This is a genomic window from Solibacillus sp. FSL K6-1126, assembly GCF_038003445.1.
Taxonomy (GTDB): domain Bacteria; phylum Bacillota; class Bacilli; order Bacillales_A; family Planococcaceae; genus Solibacillus; species Solibacillus silvestris.
On sequence record NZ_JBBOPD010000001.1, the window covers coordinates 2,214,352 to 2,232,569 of the forward strand.

Sequence of the window (18,218 nt, forward strand, 5' to 3'; positions counted from 1 at the left end):
TTTATATTTCATTAAGAATTTTTTGTAATGCAGTTATATATCCTGCCTTATATACCTGAATGCCGTTTTCTTTTACTCTGCCATAATTATCGGTAGTCCATCCTTGATGGTTCATAAATTCGTTTGATATGGCATTTTTCAGTGCATCTATTTCGGTATCTGTTAGATTATAAGAAGGCTCGACTATAACTACATCCTTATTTTTGCTTAGATCGTTTGTAGGACGCATATCAACCATAAAAGTTGTTTGTTCTTTAAGCAGAGAATTTTCTCGTTTAAGCTTTTTATTCTCTGCCATTAGCATTCCAACCAATGCCTTTGTTGTTGGTTCGGAGATACTTGCTAAGATATCATCGTTTAGAGTTGTTCTCTTTTCTTTTTTAGGCTTTTTAGTGGTAGTTTTATAGAATTCAGCCCACTGGCTTATCAAAACTCTGTAATCCTCTGCATTTTTGTTTCTAAGTGCCTGTTCACTTGGACCGCCATCATCTGCTATCAATCTGGCTATAGTACCAATAGAAAAATCTTTTATGTCAGACTCAGACTGTTTTTTACATACGTTATTTATGAGTTCTAATGTTTTCTTTTTCCTAGTAGAAGCATTCTCGTAAAGCTTTGAGTACAGTTCATCTGGATGCATTTCCATCCTATATCCTCCAATACATAAATAAATTATTCTTAATCAAGATTAGAATTATCTATATTGGTAATAAATTATTGTTTAAATTCACAGATTTAAGTTCATTAACAAACTCATTCTCAAACCCGATTTCTTCAAGTTTCTTACGCCCGATTGCATAAGGGATAGCATCTTTTAAATTACCTGCACGATTAATCAAAAGCCTCATGAATTGATTACCGGCAATGAGCTGTTCTTCTTCTGTTAATGAGAACATAACAGGCATTTTATTATTATTTTTTAATGTTAAATCTATGATTTGAGACCTTTGAAGAACTGCCTTGCTTGCATCTGTTTCAGGAAACAGTTCCGCCCCATTACAGATGATTTGAAGTTGTTCAAGGTCATGTTCAACGTTATTAATAGAAATTCCAATATCCGATATAGAACCTACGGTAACAAGATGAAATCCGTCATCAGAAGATGTTTCTTTGATTAAATTCATGCACTTATCAATCAGCCGAAGACTGGCATTATAATCGTTTGCTAGCTTATCGTTTTTCTGTATCTCCTGTGCATATAATTGCTCATATTTAAGCAACTCTCGATGTTTTGTAAATATGGTTCCATTAAGTTCACAATCATATTTTTCATTTTCTAAAAGTTCTATATCACGCTGATATTTATTCACTCGTTTTCCAGTTTCACTCATATTGTAGCCTATGGTATTAAAATGATGCACTAAGCCAGGAAGAAAAGCAGGACTAGTTACGAACCATCTACATCTGACACAGTTCTGCTCTGGAAAACCCGGAACAACACCATAAGTGATTTTTTCAGTATCCTCATTAACATATGTGCCACCTGAATCGCATCCAAAACAGCCTTTAGGACAAATTCCTTTATCACTTATAATAATACTTGCACCTGATTGTTGAGCGTTGATTACTGCCTGATAAGCTATTGGATCATTGGCAGCTACACTTGTTTCTAACTGTTCATACTTTGCATCTCTAATAAATCTATCAAATGTTTCTTTATCATGTTCAAGAATGCTCTTTTCAGCCTGTTGCATTGTATCTGTAACATATGAAATACCTGCTTTTGTATAATAAAGAGTCATAATGAGTCTTGTGTGACCTGCGATAGCTTTTGAAAGAATAGTCATTGGAACTCCACCTTCAAGAGCATAAGCAGTGATAAGTGATACTCTGAGTGAATGAAGGGGATAATAAGTAACATGGTTACTATCTGGACGTACAAATTTTAATGTTTTTTCTTCTTTGTGTGATACATTTTCATTAAGCTGAACCTCAAGTTGTTTAAGTGTCTTATACCAAAAATACTTCAATCGGTCTTTTGCTATTGGCAAGTGTTCCTGTCCTATTGAAGTAGGATCTCTAAAAAGAAATGTAATTTCTCCCATTTGTTTTAAAATCCTCATATCTTTTATATGACCCAAGTGATTCCTTGTTAGTTCTGTCCAATTAGCAGGTTGAGAAATTGGATTGTACTTCATCTGCCAATCTCTAAGTTTTGCAAGCCAGTATTGTGCTTCTTCGTACTGCCAAGGAATGTCATAACCTTTATCTGATTCCTCTTTGTTGATGTCTGCTGTTTTGTTCGTGTTGATAAAAAAACCTGTCATTTCAAGCTGCGTTGTTTGGTCTTTGAATTTACGAAGAACGCCTCTTTCAAAAGCATTGCTTTCTGTACCCTTACTTAAAGGGGAATCATTCTTAATCCATTCTCCAGCCATGTTTATTATAGGCTGCACATACTTATAAGTATCCGTTTCACCACTGTCGAGCATACGCACCTGATAGGTTCTCAAAGGAAGAAGGAGCTTTGTTAAAATTACTACTGTAGTGCCCGGAAACCACATCTCATATACTTCCTTAGAAAGTCTTTTTTCTCTCTGCTCATACTCGGAAGTTTTTCTTACTCTGTATACACAATCTGAATCATTTTTATCAATAACAGACTTTTCAACAATGAACCATGCTCCACCTGTTCTTGTATCGCCTGCATTTTGTGCAAATTGCAAGTCTCTAAAACAGGTTGCATTTGGAGGGCGAAGTATATTACGAAGGTCTTTTATGTACCTATAAGGTAGAACATTCTTATCTGATTCATTACGTTGCGATGATTTTACATAGTTTGGTAAGTATTTTGTTAGAGGATTTTCAAATTCTAGTGGAATAAGTTTGTTTCCTAAATCATCTTCAACCGAAAACTTTTCCTCTATAATCCAATCAACAAATTTAACAATTTTTTTTGCATCTTCTAAAGCGCCACGTTGTGATTTTCTTTCTGAAAAAATAATCTCGTAAAAATCTGGGGTGTTATATTCTTTTGAAATGAATATCTGTACAGACCTAGCGATGTTATATGGAATAACATATTTTTTAAAGAAGTTTGATAGAGATTCAATTGCTTTGGCTTTGCTTCTTATAATCGTTTTTAGCCATTCACTGCTATATTCATTCCATTGTTGTAAATCAGAATCATATTCTAAAATCCAGTCGAAGTTTTCACTCTTAAAAGTTCCATGTCGCCTTAATTCAACTTCTCTTTTTTTAGCTTTTTCCCTTAATTGTTCAAACCTTACACTTTCATTTGGAGTTAATACATTTTTACCAAAAGCTCCGTTATTAACAAATTCTCGGAGCCATCTCATAACATTAGATCCAGAAATACCGTATTCTTTCTCAATATCCGCAGTTGATTTGCCGTTGCAAAGTTCTTCAATCATTTTATACTTAAGATCATTGTCAAAACCTTTTCTGCCCATTTATTTTCTCCTATATCTGTTCTGTTGTTTAGTTTCTTCATTCATCCATGCATCAATCTCACTCTGCATTGGAAGTACACAACCATTATCCAAAGATGCAGTAGCATTATTTAGTGAAGCCGTAACTTCTGCAACTGTTGGCTCTGTATATACTTCCTGAGACATCATTGATTTGTGGTGCATGGTAATTTGTATGTTTCGGTTAGATATATTGGCTTTTTTAAGTCTTTGACCATATGCATGTCTATGTCCGTGTGGCGTAGTGCCATATTTCTTTCCGAATAACAAATCAATCTTTTCAACCGCTTTTTCGTGAGACTCCCTCTGAGTCCTTAGTGGCATCATTTCTCCTAGCGTTTTAGGAGAATGTGAGACAAAGGCAAATGGGTGCGTATCCTTAATGCCATCTCTTAACCTTTTTGCCATATACATTTTCCATGCATACATAAAGTTGTATCCCCATTCCTTTGAAAACCAGTAAACATGCATGTATTTATCTACATAGTTATCAAGTCTTGGCTCTTTCCACCCTGCAAATCGTTTGTCCTGTGCGGAATACATATTGCGTGGAAGTAAACCATACTTTAACAAAAGATAACTTTCTCTGTCTGTAATATATTTACCGGTAGTAGGGTTCTTGCAATCCTGCGGTGCTCTTCCTTCGCTTGGATGATAGATTCGTACCACAGCAAGATTTGGGTCATCAGGGTCAGGGAAGACGTCCTGTACCCATAAATGAAATACTTCACTATGCCTAAGTCCACCGCCATGCATCAGTATTGTAATAGCAATATCACGCCAGTTATAACGGTCAACAAGGTCTAATTCAACGTTCTTTCTTAAATTCTTAAAGCCTTCCCATAGGAACTTATCTATTTCATTTTCGGGGAAGGCTTTTGTATCTCCTTTTGCTGAGTATGGATTTCTTCTTTTAACGACAGTGCGAGCTAATTTTGCAGTTTCAGAGATTTCATGAACATCATTTAAATGCCCTAGAAATGAGTTCTGACTTTTGTTTATCTGAGCCATCCAGTTAAGTCGTTCTTCATATCTGGTGGCTCTTCTCCAAGGGTTTAATTGAGTAGCTCCATATTCTTCATATAACCAATCTGATAACCCATTTAAAGCAGATAGAAGCATATTCGCTGTTTCTACTCTTTTAGGTAGCCAATAAAGTCCCGAAGGGTCTATGCCTTCTTCATTTATTGTCCCTGAATAAACAGACTCCGCAAATGTATCAAAGAATTCTTTTGGTGAAGAATAATATTGCTGATTAGCTTCCATATAATCAAGCAATAGTCCAACAGCTTGTACCAACTTCTTATGCCAAGTTCTGCTTTTACTACGATTCTTTATTTGATATCTGTGTAATTGTTCGAAAAGCTTTGTCTCTCTATTATACTCAACTAGAAGAGTAGGTAAGTCTATGCTCCTCCCTGTATTATCCTTATATGTTTTTGAAGATACCTGAACATATCTCATATATATTTCTCCTATACTTATAGTTTGATTATAATATTACATATATTACCATAAATATTTACATATAACTACAATAAAAAAGGTACTGCATCATTAAAATGCAATACCCTTTTAGTAGTTTGATTATAAATATTTCACCCTAGATAACATTCGATTTGAAGTCTTTTGTTATTATACAAAGTGCTTATTGGATTGATCCGGTACTTTTTATTCCTGGTTTAACAGTTAAGTTGACTTTAGCTTTTTTATAGGCTTCCATCCATTCTTCATCGGTCATGCGCCGATTATGTAAAACCTTTGCTTTGTAATCGATGCCGAAACCTAGTGGATCATAGCCATGTTTTTTCATCTCCGTTATAAATCCCTTAAATTTCTCTTCCGATTCCTTCCTCAGTTCTTCATTATATTGTGGAAGATCTTTATTTATCATTGGTTTATGAGATTCTGCTATCGAGCCGTATAAACTAATATTAATATCAAGTTGGATTTCAGACGGATTTTTAATATTCACATTATATTTTGATTTGACCGTATCGATATTGGCAATGAAATGGTCTCCATCCTCTTTTATAAGTAAATTCGCATGTTTCACACTTCTTGACAGCATATTATAAATCGAAGTATCTAATGAATTCAATTCTAACGGTTCTTTGTTTATTGCGAGTAATAGGGATTTATTAACTTCAAAATGCTGATCTTCATGATTTATTTCAATAATAGGCAGTACACTATCGATCCCACTTTCTTTCATATTTCTTCTGAACTCAAATAAATGTGTCGTCACAATATATGGTGTTGTAGTACCATTACTGTCAAAGTAGTTAAACAGTTCAGGATAAGCCGCCGATTCCCCTTGCGGAATCATTTTAATAATTTCTTCAGCATTAGGACGCCCAACCGTTATCCAGGAAATCATCTGAATATCAGGTCTGCGCAGTAAAAAGTCCAAAATTTCCTTATTTTTATTATCTTTCACCAATTCCTCACCGAGAATAATTAGCTTTGAATGTCCAAATTCAAGCTCCTTATCTGAATAGGATTCCATCATACGAATCGCTTCGGAAAGAGTTTCCCCATTTTCCGATAAATAGGAATACTGAGGTTCTGTTGCCTCATTAAAAGATCCAGTCGGTTCATATAGCTTTAATGTAACTTTGTACGGTTTATCCTCATCTTCAGAAACATCTAAGGCGATCATTGCAACAAAAACACTTTTATCAATGTCTTTAAATGCGCATCCGGATAATAGAACACTTCCCAATACAAATAACAGTATAGTTCCTTTAATTTTCCGGGGAAGTCTCTTCATTTTTCATCCTCCTGTTAATGTAAGTAAACAATAGGATCATGCCTGGAAAAATAAAAACCAAAACATCATAAAAATATCTCGAATACCGGAAAAGCTGATATTCAGTTAATACGGTTACAAAATATAATGAGATGGCAACAAAAATAGGAAGCGGCAAAAGTATCCCGATATCTTTATCTTTATATTTTATTTTTTCCAGCTTAAAGGTGAATTTTAAAAACTCCACCGCCGCATGCCAGTGAATGAGTATGCTTAAAAAAGCGATTCCTAAATAAAACAGTAAAAACATGAACAACACACGTTCAATAATAAAATATTCCATCCTGATCGAATCGGTCGTCGAAATCCACGGATAGACTAAATCATTAATTCCTTCAACTCCATTAAAGCCTATCGGGATGAAGTACGTTGTAAATAAAGTCCCAATAGATATTAAAACAATAAACATAATCTGTCTAAAGCCAAATTTCTGTTTATCCGTAAAGAAACGATTGAATATAAATAGATTGGCAGCACCCAAAAATAAAAAAAAGCAAGCAGAAAATGAATGCCAGTTCGGTACTTGATTAATATATAAAGCCGCTTCCCTAACAAAGTCCCAATTTAGACTTTTGCTGCTGTATGCTTTAAAAAATATGAAAAGAATTAAAGGACTTGTGATAATCATAATCATCTCAACGGTGTACATTACACGGTCTGTTTTTAATATACAGCCAAAAATTACCGCTAATATTAAAGTTAGGCAAATAAGAATTATTGGCATTTCAGGACTTAAATAGCGAATAAGTAAGAATGTAAATGTTATTAGCGTAATAAGCCCTGCAACAAACCATAATACAGCGAGTAGAAAAACGAAAGGCAGGTAAAACCATTTGGAAGTAGTTTTTTCCAGCAGTTCAGGTAAAGTTTTACCTGGATACTTAAGGAAAAATTTTGTGTATATTGTTACAAGAAGTACACCTGCAGCAATTGATAAAAGCATGGAAATGACAGCACCATCATTGTGATAATGGAGAAGGATAGCAGGTACCGAAGCGATAATATTAGCAACCATATTAATAAGAATTAAATAGTAATAAAACCTGCTCATATTTCCTCCCCTGCCTTCGTTTTACTTGTCTTCTTTTCATTAAATTTCAGATACGGTTCACCGAAGCTATCGATACTCACTAAATACATAATCATCGCATAAAGCGCTAACGTTAATCCTGCCAGACCGAGTATTGTTGCTGCAAGAATGAAAATGAAGCGAATTACTCGTATGGAAAATGCCATTTCATTGATTGGAATAACAAAAGTTGATATTGCCACCGCCGATACAATAATAACCATAATATCCGATGCGAGAGATGCTTCTGTTACAGCCGTCCCTAAAATTAACCCCCCAACGGTTGTAGCAGTCGCACTAATACTTTTCGGTAGTCGTATACTCGCTTCCAGCAGCATTTCCATAAAAAACAGCATGAACAGTACTTCTACAAATGAAGAAAACGGTACCCCAATACGGCTTCCTGCAATTGTCAAAGCGAGTTCTGTCCTGAACACTTCCGGTGCAAATGAAGTAATACCGATATATAAGCCCGGTAAAAGGAGACTGATAAATAACCCGGTATAACGAAGAAATTTAAGGAAAAACGATATATAAAATGAATGGTAATTATCCTCCATCGATGTCATAAAGTCGAAGAAATATACTGGGGCAATCAATGCTTGAGGGTTACCATCCACCAATATGATAACTTTGCCTCCAGCCAAGTTATAAACGATCCTGTCCGGACGTTCGGTCATAATCAACTGCGGAAATAATGATAACTTTTTATTGTTGATATAGTTACTTAGCTGAACCGTAGATGTAATGACCTGCTTATCCACTTGCTGCAATTTTTCCGTGATGAGTTTCAGGGCATTTTTATTTACTTTTTCCTTGTCGTAAATGATAGCCATTTTATGATTGTTTACTTGACCTATCGTGGAATATTCAACATATAACGTTGGCTGATGGTAATCGGATCGAATAATATTAATATTGGTCGCAATATTGTCGCTAAGTGCCAGCTGTGAACCGTGTATTGTTGTTTCAACTGATGCTGCATTCGTCTGGTCATTGAAAGAAAATTTCAGGTCCAGCAAATAAAATTTATTCTGTATGAAAAGAACTACATTGCCGTTCAGTACTTCAGTTTTCAGTTGCTCCTGTGACTTACTGTCCTGAAATTGAGGCAAAGCTTTCAGATATCGGATAAATTTAGTTTCAGATTGCATTTCAAAAAAAGGTTTAATGATAATTTGTTGAAGCAATTCCACATTGATAAGCGGCTTTATGTAAAACAGCTCTGCTTTCTTATCATCATCTTCCAGCGTCTTCATCGTTAATTCATTTGTATCTTTGAATTGTTCATTAATCCACTTAATGTTCTCTTCCGAAGACATATTATTTCTCCAATCTCAGCAAAACTTTTTTATAGAATGTCCAATATGAGAAATAATATTCAGGAAAGGTTAAATTTGGTTAATAAACATAAAAAAGCCCATCTCATAATGAGAATGGCTTTTCCAGTCTAATGATTATTCGCTTTCAATAAGCGGTATGCATCCATATTAATTGTTTTCACTGGGCTGATATCTTCCATGATTTCCACTACATCTTTTAGCAATGGCATTAAGTTTTCTTCAATAAATTCTTTTTTGACCGCATCTGTTACTTCTATTTCCAAGTTATCCATTCGTATTAGCAGTTCATCACACATTATGTGCAAAACTTCCTCTTCACGGTATGTAGGTGTGTCATTCAAAATGAGTTTTGCGCGTAAATCCAAATATTTATACCAGTAATCCCTTAAATCCAATTGCTGCTTGTTTTTATACAATTGGCGCTTATATCCATTGGGATCAATATTATTTGTTAAAATTAGCAATCTTTCCATTTTATACTCGATCGTTGATTGATTTTCTATTATTTGCTGTTGTTCTGCTATTAGCGCTTTTTGTTGCTGTTTCTCTTTAGAATATTTTACAAGTTTCTTAATTCCATAATACAGAGCAACGGCTCCAACGATTAACATCCAGTAATTGATGATAAACCCAATAACTAAAATAATCCCGATCCAAACCCATAATTTATTCATAATTACACTCCCGATACTTACACAATGAATTAAATTATAGCATCGCCAAAATAGCGTAACAACCGGTAAAATAAGACAGAGCCTGCTACTAAGGGGGGTTCCCAAAGTAACAGGCTCATCTATTAGTATGCTACGCGATTTTTCTCGTAAGCAGTAATTTGCTCTTCATATTGGAATGTAAGAGAAATTTCGTCCCATCCATTCAATAACATTTGTTTATAGTATGGATCAATTTCAAATGAATACGTTTTGCCATAACCCGTAGTAACCGTTTGCTGTTCTAAATTAACTTCAATTGCCTGTGCTTCTGCTAAACCTTTTTCTAACAGTTCGTCACATTCGCTTTCCGTTAATTTAATCGGTAAAATACCGTTTTTGAAACAGTTATTATGGAAAATATCCGCAAAGCTTGGTGCGATGACAACTCGGAATCCGTAATCAAGGATAGCCCATGGAGCGTGCTCACGTGATGAGCCACAGCCAAAGTTATCTTGTGCCACTAAAATTTCAGCGTTTTTATATTCCGGTTTATTTAATACGAAATCCTCGATTGGATTGCCGTTTTCATCAAAACGCCAGTGATAAAATACGAATTGTCCGAATCCTGTACGTTCGATGCGCTTTAAAAATTCCTTCGAAATAATCTGGTCTGTATCGACGTTTTTACGATCAAGTGGTGCATAGATACTATTTACAATATTAATCGGTTTCATGCTGATCTCTCCTTATGCTTCCTGCTTTTGTAGCTTACGAACATCGACAAAACGTCCGTGAATTGCAGCTGCTGCTGCCATCGCCGGTGATACAAGATGAGTGCGTGCACCTGCACCTTGACGTCCTTCAAAGTTACGGTTAGATGTAGAAGCACATCGTTCACCCGCTGGAATTACATCTTCATTCATCCCTAAGCAAGCAGAACAGCCTGATTCACGCCATTCAAAGCCAGCATCAAGGAATATTAGATGTAGACCCTCTTCTTCTGCCTGGCGTTTTGTCGACCAAGAACCAGGAACAACAATCCCTTTAACCCCCGGTGCAAGCTTTTCACCTTTTACAATTTCAGCTGCTGCACGTAAGTCGTTAATACGGGAGTTCGTACAAGATCCGATAAATACATGTTGAATTTCAATATCTGTAATTTTTTGGCCTTCTTGTAAATCCATATATTTCAGTGCTTTGTTTAAAGCGGATCTATCTGTTTCATTGTCATAATCAGCAGCAGTAGGAACTGTTTTTGAAACGCCGACACCCATCGCTGGATTTGTGCCCCATGTTACAATCGGCTCGATTTCCTGTGCGTCAATTTCAAGGACTACATCATATGTTGCATCTGCATCCGATGTAAGGCTTAACCAGTATTTTGCCGCTTCCTCAAATTTATCTCCTTGAGGTACGTGACGTCGACCGCGTAAAAATTCAACCGTCGTTTCATCCGGTGAAATCAGGCCTGCTTTTGCTCCTGCTTCAATCGACATATTACAGATTGTCATGCGCTCTTCCATAGAGAGCTTGCGGATTGCTTCACCTGTATACTCCACGATATGCCCTGTACCAACACCGATTCCCCATTTTGCAATAATCGCTAAAATGATGTCTTTCGCTGTTACACCAACACCAAGTTCACCGTTCACACGGATTTCCATTGTTGGCGGCTTTAATTGCCATAAAGTTTGTGTCGATAATACATGTTCTACTTCTGATGTACCGATTCCGAATGCGATTGCGCCGAATGCACCGTGTGTCGCTGTATGGGAATCACCGCAAACGATTGTTTTACCAGGTTGCGTCAGTCCTAATTCCGGTCCAATTACGTGAACGATCCCTTGATCCGGATGACCGATATCAGCTAATTCGATACCGAATTCTTTTGCGTTTTCCGCAAGTGTCATAATTTGTTTTTTTGCGATCGGATCGTTAATCGTCGGCAGATTTTTAGTCGGTACGTTATGATCCATAGTTGCGAACGAAAGATCAGTACGACGCACTTTTCGTCCTGCCAGGCGAAGTCCTTCGAATGCTTGAGGACTTGTAACTTCGTGTATTAAATGCAGGTCAATATAAAGTAAGTCCGGCTTTCCTTCTTCACGATGTACGACATGCTGTTCCCACACTTTTTCTATAATATTTTTCCCCATAGTTCTCACCGTTCCTTAACCATATATAGTGTTGATTCAAAACCAACTACTTTTCTTTTTATCTGAATTATTAGTTATATGAAATCATAATGCTGTCTGAGACGAAGCTTGCATCGATTTCGTTTAGTACTTTTTCTGTCCATTCTTCTGTTGTTAATGTACGTGTATGTTCCTGGGCTAAATCGGCTGTGTAGTAGCCATCTTCGAATACGGCTGCAACAGCACGCTCGATTTCAGCTGCTTCTTCTTTTAAGCCAAATGAATATTGAAGCATCATTGCTACTGAAAGAATTGTTGCTGCCGGGTTTGCAACACCTTGGCCAGCAATTTCAGGTGCTGAACCATGTACAGGCTCATAAAGTCCAAAATTATCGCCGCGAATTGATGCAGAAGGTAATACACCTAATGAACCCGTAATTACAGAAGCTTCATCACTTAAAATGTCGCCGAATAAGTTTTCTGTAACGATGACATCATAATGACCCGGATTTGTAATCAGTTTCATTGCCACTGAGTCAACTAAGTTGTGTTCTGTTTCTACATCTGGGTACTGCTTTTTCTTCTCTTCTACAATTTCACGCCATAAACGGGATGTATCCAGTACATTTGCTTTATCTACTGAGCAAAGTTTTCCTCGGCGTAATCGTGCTAATTCGAATGCATTTTCGACAATACGTTCGATTTCTTCACGGGAATACACACATGTATCAATAGCACCTGCATCTGTTTTTTTACGTGGTTCTCCGAAGTATAGCCCTCCTGTTAATTCACGGACGATCATTAAGTCTACATTTTCCGCAACTTCACGCTTTAATGGAGAAGATGCAAGTAAACTTGGGAATGCTTTCACAGGACGTAAATTCGCAAATAAATCGAAGTGCTTGCGGATTTTCAGTAAACCTTTTTCCGGACGCAATGCTGGCGGGTTATTATCCCATTTTGGACCACCTACCGCGCCTAATAAAATGGCATCACTTGCTTCACACATCGCAATTGTTTCTTCCGGTAACGGGTTGTTGTACTGATCAATTGCAGCTCCGCCGATTGCCGCGTAGTTTAAATGAAATGTATGGTTAAAACGTTTCCCGATTACTTGTAATACTTTTACTGCACTTGCAACAACCTCTGGACCAATGCCGTCACCTGGTAGTACTGTAATTATCTTTTCCATTTGTAAAACACCTTTCTTTCTACGTGAAGTAACTTGATGTAGAAGCGCCACCAATTAGGATGGCGCTAATGATGATATAAAAAGATTGCAATTAGTTCGTACAATCTGTTAAATCGTAATTGCCAGTTTTTCGCGTACTTGCTGTTGAATCAATTGTCGGTTCACTGCATTTAAATATGCTTTTGCGCTTGCTTCCAGCACATCCTGTGCAGAGTCGCGTCCTGTTGATGTGTAGCCATTATATTTTAAATTAATGACCGCTTCCCCAAGTGCATCACGACCTTTACCAACTGATTGTACTCGGTAGTCCAAAATATTAACTTTACCTCCAACAAGCTGCTCAAGTGTATTAAAAATAGCTTCGACTGAACCCGATCCTGTTGAAGCAAGTGTTTTCAACTCCCCTTCAGGAGTAATGACTGATGCAGTGGCAGTTGGAATATTTTCTGTACCGTACTGAACTTGGACTGATTTAAGTTCAAATAATGGAACATCTTCTATTGAAACTTGCTGCTCAGTTAAGATTGTTGTTAAATCTTCTTCTGTCACTTCTTTTTTGCGATCGGCCAATTTTTTAAACTCAGCGAAAGCTTTGTTCAGCTTTTCATCCGATAACTGGAATCCCATTGTTTCCGCACGATCACGGAATGCTGCGCGGCCTGAATGTTTTCCTAAAACTAACGGGATATCATCTTCTCCGATAAGTGCTGGAGATATGATTTCATATGTCTCAGGATTTTTTAATACACCATCCTGGTGAATTCCTGATTCATGTGCAAATGCATTTTTACCGACAACTGCTTTGTTTGGTTGAATGACTACATTTGTTAAACGGCTTACCATCTGTGATGTACGTTTAATTTCTTTTAAATTCAGTCCTGTTTCAACACCATAGAAGTCTTTACGAATATGTAGGGCAACACCGATTTCTTCCAATGCGGCATTTCCTGCACGTTCGCCTAGTCCGTTAATCGTACATTCTACTTGGTCTGCACCGTTTTCGATCGCTGCCAAAGAGTTTGCAACTGCCATACCTAAATCGTCATGACAATGTGCCGAAAATTTAATCTTTTCTGCACCGATCACGTTTTCACGTAAATAACGGAATAAAGCGCCGTATTCTTCCGGTGATGCGTAACCAACTGTATCCGGAATATTGATCGTTGTTGCACCAGCTTTAATAACTTCCCGGCAAATTCGAACTAAAAATTCTTTATCTGAACGGAACCCGTCTTCAGCAGAAAATTCTACAAGTGAGAATTTTTCCTTTGCATACTTTACAGCTGTTACGGCTTGCTCGATTACTTCATCCGGATTTTTCTTTAGCTTATATTCCATATGAATCGGGCTTGTTGCAATAAATGTATGGACATGTGGCTGTTCAGCATGGCGAATTGCTTCCCACACGGCATCAATATCGCTTTTAACAGCACGTGCTAAACCTGTGACGATTGAATTTTTCACTGTTTTCGCGATTAATGATACCGCCTCCAAGTCACCTGGAGATGAGGCAGGAAATCCCGCCTCAATAATTGTGACACCTAAACGCTCTAGTTGTTTTGCGATTTCTACTTTCTCTGCAGTATTTAAGTTAATACCGGCCGATTGTTCTCCGTCGCGCAATGTTGTATCAAAAATGTCAATTTTTCTCATATTATTTCACTGTTACCTTTTGTTTTCCTTGGTTGATGAATGGCATCATAGCACGTAATTTTTCGCCAACTTCTTCAATTTGGTGGTTTGCACCAGCTTCTTTGAATTTTGTGTATTCAGGGCGGCCGTTTTCGTTTTCAGCGATCCAGCGCTTCGCAAATGTACCGTCTTGGATATCAGTTAATACGTCTTTCATACGCGCTTTTACTGATGCGTCGATAATACGGGGACCTGAAACATAGTCGCCCCACTCTGCTGTATCTGAAATTGAATAGCGCATTGTCGCCATACCGCCTTCAAACATTAAGTCAACGATTAATTTAAGTTCGTGTAATGTTTCAAAGTAAGCTAATTCTGGTTGATAACCTGCTTCAACTAATGTCTCGAAACCTGCTTTAACAAGTTCAGTTGTACCGCCGCAAAGTACTGCTTGCTCACCGAATAGGTCAGTTACTGTTTCTTCAGCAAAAGTAGTTTCAAGTAATCCGCCACGTGCTGAACCGATACCTTTACCGTATGCTAGAGCTAAATCACGCGCTTGACCTGTCGCATCTTGGTGGATTGCGAATAAGCCTGGTACGCCAGCTCCTTCAGTGAATTGACGACGTACTAAGTGACCTGGGCCTTTTGGAGCTACTAGGAATACGTCAACATCTGCTGGTGGTTGAATTTGATCGAAGTGTACGTTGAAACCGTGTGCGAACATTAACGCTTTACCAGGTGTTAAATGTGGTGCGATTTCTGCTTCATATACTGCTTTTTGACGCTCATCCGGAAGTAGGATTTGAATTACATCTGCTTCTGCAGCCGCTTCTGCTACAGATTTTACTTCTACGCCATCTTCTTTTGCTGCATCGTATGATTTACCTGGACGGATACCTACTACTACATCAAAACCTGATTCTTTTAAGTTAAGCGCATGAGCATGGCCTTGTGAACCATAACCGATGATCGCGATTTTCTTCCCTTGTAATACTTGCTCGTTAATTTCGTTTTCATAATACATTTTTGACATTTTCATTTCCTCCAATTAAGTGAATGTTTTTTTATTTTTGAAATACGGGCTTCAGATGACATCTTCCACCCTGTTTAAAACCAATTGAGTAATGTTGTATTCCGTTGCGGTGGACGCTTTCCAGGGGCACGGCTCGAGCCTAAAGTCTCTCCCTCGTGCTTATCCCCTAGGAGTCGCCACCTCCACTAAATACAACGTATCCATCTTTGACATAAAATTGGCCGTTTGCTTATTTTAAAATCGATAATTGCGGGCTCTCGATTTTTTGTGCTTCACGGATGGCTGCTGTTGCACCAGTACGTGTTAACTCTTTAATGCCATATGGACGAAGTAACTCGATAAAAGCATCGATTTTTTCCGGATGGCCAACTACTTCATATGTCACAACATTTTTCGAAGTATCGACAACCTGCGGACGGAATGGCTCAACGATTGCATTCATCTCCAGGCGCAAGTTGGGTGGTGAAACTACTTTTATAAGAGCCAACTCACGAAGGACGATCGCTTTTTCTGTAATATCGTTTACTTTTAATACATCGATTTGCTTCGAAAGCTGCTTGATTAACTGTTCGATTTTATTTTCATCTTCAACATGGACGATGAACGTCATTTTCGAAAAATTCGGCTGTTCCGTATGACCTACTGTAATCGATTCAATATTGAATTGACGTTTCATTAATAAGCCAGTCACTCGGTTCAATACGCCGCTTTGGTTAATTACTGTTACTGTCAGCACTCGTTTCATGGCTTTTTCACTCCAATCATTTCATGTAATCCTTTACCAGGCGCAACCATCGGGAATACGCTAACAAGTTGCTTCACTCGACAATCAATGACAACCGGCTCATCAGAATTGATCGCTTCGTCAAAGATTGCTTCCGCTTCTGATAAATTGTCAATGCGGTAGCCTTTAATGCCATATGCATCGGCAAGTTTAACGAAGTCCGGCTGGATTGGCATTAAGCTTTGTGAATAACGCTCCTCATAGAATGTTTCCTGCCATTGACGTACCATTCCTAAACAACTGTTGTTAAGGATTACTACTTTTACTGGTAAGTTAAATTCCTTTAGTAATGCAAGTTCCTGATTTGTCATTTGGAAACCGGCATCTCCAACAATTGAGATAACCTTTTTCTCAGGCTTCGCAAACTGTGCACCGATTGCTGCCGGGAAACCGAAGCCCATCGTTCCTAAACCGCCTGATGTTACCCAGTTATGCGGATTATTTAGTTGATAATATTGGGCTGCCCACATTTGATGCTGTCCAACATCTGTTGTGATAATCGCTTCTCCATCTGTCAGCTTATGAATGATTTCAACTGCTTGCTGCGGTAAAATTTCTTCTCCCGCTTCTTCATACCAAAGCGGATATTTATCACGGCTATCATTTAAGTAATGAGTCCATTCCGTCGTATCTGGTCCTGGGAAATCTTTTTTCAACAGGGCATATAACGCTTCTTTCGCATCTGCAACAATCGGAATATCAGTCGGTACATTTTTACCGATTTCTGCCGGATCGATATCGATATGGATAATCGTAGCGTTCGGTGCAAATGTTGCTAAATTACCTGTTAAACGGTCATCAAAACGTGCACCGATATTAATTAATAGGTCACATTTTGTAATGGCATCATTGGCAGTTGCATAACCGTGCATCCCGGCCATTCCGTAGAATTGTTTATGCTGTCCGTGAATGCTTCCTAAACCAAGTAATGTATTAACAACCGGTAAATTATATTTTTCAATAAATTCTGTCAATTGTTCGCGTGCGTCGGCGAATAATACACCTGCACCTGCCAGTACTAAAGGTTTTTTAGCTAAACTTAATGCTTGAATCGCCTTTTGAATCTGCAGGTAATTCGGTTTCGTTGTCGGCTGGTAACCCGGTAAATAAATATCATCCGGAGCTTTAATTTCATCCAGGAATACTGTTTGAGAGATATTTTTCGGGAAGTCAATGACAACCGGTCCTTTACGTCCTGTATTGGCAATATGGAATGCCTCTTTAACAATACGAGGAATATCTGCTACGTCCTGCACTTGATAGTTATGTTTTGTAATTGGTGTTGTGATGCCCATAATATCAGCTTCCTGGAATGCATCTGTACCGATTACCGATGTAGCTACTTGCCCTGTAAAAATTACTAACGGGATCGAGTCAATCATCGCATCGGCAATACCGGTTACAAGGTTTGTCGCTCCAGGTCCAGATGTCGCAATTACTACACCCGGTTTATTCATAACACGTGCGTAACCTTCTGCCGCATGGATAGCACCTTGTTCGTGGCGTGTCAAAATGTGACGGATCGGATTGCGGTATAGAGCATCATAAATTTGTAAAACTGCCCCACCCGGGTAACCAAAAATAATATCCACATCTTGTTCATGCAGTGCCTGCACTAAAATATCCGCACCGTCTCTCGGTTTTGTTACTTGCTGTTGTTCTTCGGGCTTTTCGATTTCTTGATTTACTGAAACGTTTGCACTCATAGTAATTTCTCCTTCCTTTTTTAAAACTTTATATGTGAAGTCATTTTTATAAATTTATAAAAAGAAAAAGCCTCTTTCTCCGCACGCAAAAGAAAACCTCTTACGTAGGGATGAAAAAGACTTTTCATGGTACCACCCTCATTTATAACATCGATGAACATGCGCTTCTAAAAGAAACAGTGTTCACCTAGTTACCTCGTGAACCGCCTTAGCCTCTTTATTTCAAAGTTCCTACTGGAAATTTGCGCAACTAAACAAAGAGAACGGTTCATTAATAACGAGCAATTCGAATATGCCCGGAGCTATCTAATGACAAATGCGTTTAATAGCCCACTCCGAGGGGATGTCGGATATAGTTGTACCGCCGGCTTCCACCAATACCGGCTCTCTGGTAAATACAAGACTCTATATCCTTTAACCTCATC

Annotated in this window: 14 protein-coding genes; all 14 read right to left on the minus strand. The window is 37.9% G+C overall.

Features of this window, described 5'->3' with window-relative positions; translation table 11 throughout:
- Position 1: 1 nt before the first annotated feature.
- The 14 genes from gmtX to ilvB all read right to left on the minus strand — a co-directional run bounded on the left by gmtX (position 2) and on the right by ilvB (position 17,793).
- A complete protein-coding gene (gmtX, locus tag MHH44_RS10820) occupies positions 2 to 646 on the minus strand; it encodes a gamma-mobile-trio protein GmtX (RefSeq protein WP_339261843.1) in 645 nt (214 codons plus the stop codon).
- 52 nt (positions 647 to 698) lie between these two features.
- On the minus strand, positions 699 to 3,413 hold the full coding sequence (gene gmtZ / locus MHH44_RS10825) for a gamma-mobile-trio integrase GmtZ (RefSeq protein ID WP_340798553.1): 2,715 nt from the start codon (positions 3,411 to 3,413) through the stop codon (positions 699 to 701).
- On the minus strand, positions 3,414 to 4,895 hold the full coding sequence (gene gmtY, locus MHH44_RS10830; protein ID WP_340798554.1) for a gamma-mobile-trio recombinase GmtY: 1,482 nt from the start codon (positions 4,893 to 4,895) through the stop codon (positions 3,414 to 3,416).
- 184 nt (positions 4,896 to 5,079) lie between these two features.
- Positions 5,080 to 6,204 carry a Ger(x)C family spore germination protein gene (locus MHH44_RS10835; RefSeq protein WP_340798556.1) on the minus strand — a complete coding sequence of 375 codons (1,125 nt, stop codon included), beginning with the start codon at positions 6,202 to 6,204 and terminating at the stop codon, positions 5,080 to 5,082.
- Positions 6,179 to 7,294: a GerAB/ArcD/ProY family transporter gene (locus tag MHH44_RS10840; RefSeq protein WP_339261850.1), complete on the minus strand. Its 1,116-nt coding sequence runs from the start codon at positions 7,292 to 7,294 to the stop codon at positions 6,179 to 6,181. Before MHH44_RS10840 ends, MHH44_RS10835 begins: the two co-directional genes overlap by 26 nt.
- Positions 7,291 to 8,634 carry a spore germination protein gene (locus MHH44_RS10845; RefSeq protein WP_340798559.1) on the minus strand — a complete coding sequence of 448 codons (1,344 nt, stop codon included), beginning with the start codon at positions 8,632 to 8,634 and terminating at the stop codon, positions 7,291 to 7,293. Before MHH44_RS10845 ends, MHH44_RS10840 begins: the two co-directional genes overlap by 4 nt.
- A 128-nt stretch (positions 8,635 to 8,762) precedes the next feature.
- Entirely contained in the window at positions 8,763 to 9,329 is a 567-nt protein-coding gene (locus MHH44_RS10850; RefSeq protein WP_008403668.1) for a hypothetical protein, read from the minus strand.
- A gap of 122 nt (positions 9,330 to 9,451) precedes the next feature.
- The gene (gene leuD, locus MHH44_RS10855; RefSeq protein WP_339261853.1) at positions 9,452 to 10,042 is read right to left on the minus strand and encodes a 3-isopropylmalate dehydratase small subunit; all 591 of its coding nucleotides are present in this window, start codon (positions 10,040 to 10,042) and stop codon (positions 9,452 to 9,454) included.
- Positions 10,043 to 10,054: 12 nt separating this feature from the next.
- Positions 10,055 to 11,464: a 3-isopropylmalate dehydratase large subunit gene (gene leuC / locus MHH44_RS10860; protein WP_340798561.1), complete on the minus strand. Its 1,410-nt coding sequence runs from the start codon at positions 11,462 to 11,464 to the stop codon at positions 10,055 to 10,057.
- A 70-nt stretch (positions 11,465 to 11,534) separates the two neighbouring features.
- Positions 11,535 to 12,635, minus strand: coding sequence for a 3-isopropylmalate dehydrogenase (gene leuB, locus MHH44_RS10865; RefSeq protein ID WP_008403675.1), 1,101 nt, complete (start codon positions 12,633 to 12,635; stop codon positions 11,535 to 11,537).
- Between the two features lie 108 nt (positions 12,636 to 12,743).
- On the minus strand, positions 12,744 to 14,288 hold the full coding sequence (locus tag MHH44_RS10870) for a 2-isopropylmalate synthase (RefSeq protein WP_041865742.1): 1,545 nt from the start codon (positions 14,286 to 14,288) through the stop codon (positions 12,744 to 12,746).
- Between the two features lies 1 nt (position 14,289).
- Positions 14,290 to 15,303, minus strand: a complete 1,014-nt coding sequence (gene ilvC / locus MHH44_RS10875) for a ketol-acid reductoisomerase (RefSeq protein WP_008403679.1) — start codon at positions 15,301 to 15,303, stop codon at positions 14,290 to 14,292.
- Positions 15,304 to 15,532: 229 nt separating this feature from the next.
- Positions 15,533 to 16,048, minus strand: a complete 516-nt coding sequence (ilvN, locus tag MHH44_RS10880) for an acetolactate synthase small subunit (RefSeq protein ID WP_008403681.1) — start codon at positions 16,046 to 16,048, stop codon at positions 15,533 to 15,535.
- Complete coding sequence (gene ilvB / locus MHH44_RS10885) at positions 16,045 to 17,793, minus strand: biosynthetic-type acetolactate synthase large subunit (RefSeq protein ID WP_065215902.1); 1,749 nt, start codon at positions 17,791 to 17,793, stop codon at positions 16,045 to 16,047. The genes ilvN and ilvB overlap by 4 nt, the downstream gene beginning before the upstream one ends.
- Positions 17,794 to 18,218: the final 425 nt, after the last annotated feature.

Bases quoted from the DNA above. Each gene is read 5' to 3' on its own strand.
- leuC (WP_340798561.1), bottom strand. From the start codon at position 11,464: ATGGGGAAAAATATTATAGAAAAAGTGTGGGAACAGCATGTCGTACAT.
- MHH44_RS10870 (WP_041865742.1), bottom strand. From the start codon at position 14,288: ATGAGAAAAATTGACATTTTTGATACAACATTGCGCGACGGAGAACAA.
- gmtX (WP_339261843.1), bottom strand. From the start codon at position 646: ATGGAAATGCATCCAGATGAACTGTACTCAAAGCTTTACGAGAATGCT.
- leuD (WP_339261853.1), bottom strand. From the start codon at position 10,042: ATGAAACCGATTAATATTGTAAATAGTATCTATGCACCACTTGATCGT.
- ilvB (WP_065215902.1), bottom strand. From the start codon at position 17,793: ATGAGTGCAAACGTTTCAGTAAATCAAGAAATCGAAAAGCCCGAAGAA.
- ilvN (WP_008403681.1), bottom strand. From the start codon at position 16,048: ATGAAACGAGTGCTGACAGTAACAGTAATTAACCAAAGCGGCGTATTG.
- MHH44_RS10835 (WP_340798556.1), bottom strand. From the start codon at position 6,204: ATGAAGAGACTTCCCCGGAAAATTAAAGGAACTATACTGTTATTTGTA.
- MHH44_RS10845 (WP_340798559.1), bottom strand. From the start codon at position 8,634: ATGTCTTCGGAAGAGAACATTAAGTGGATTAATGAACAATTCAAAGAT.
- ilvC (WP_008403679.1), bottom strand. From the start codon at position 15,303: ATGTCAAAAATGTATTATGAAAACGAAATTAACGAGCAAGTATTACAA.
- leuB (WP_008403675.1), bottom strand. From the start codon at position 12,635: ATGGAAAAGATAATTACAGTACTACCAGGTGACGGCATTGGTCCAGAG.
- MHH44_RS10850 (WP_008403668.1), bottom strand. From the start codon at position 9,329: ATGAATAAATTATGGGTTTGGATCGGGATTATTTTAGTTATTGGGTTT.
- MHH44_RS10840 (WP_339261850.1), bottom strand. From the start codon at position 7,294: ATGAGCAGGTTTTATTACTATTTAATTCTTATTAATATGGTTGCTAAT.
- gmtY (WP_340798554.1), bottom strand. From the start codon at position 4,895: ATGAGATATGTTCAGGTATCTTCAAAAACATATAAGGATAATACAGGG.
- gmtZ (WP_340798553.1), bottom strand. From the start codon at position 3,413: ATGGGCAGAAAAGGTTTTGACAATGATCTTAAGTATAAAATGATTGAA.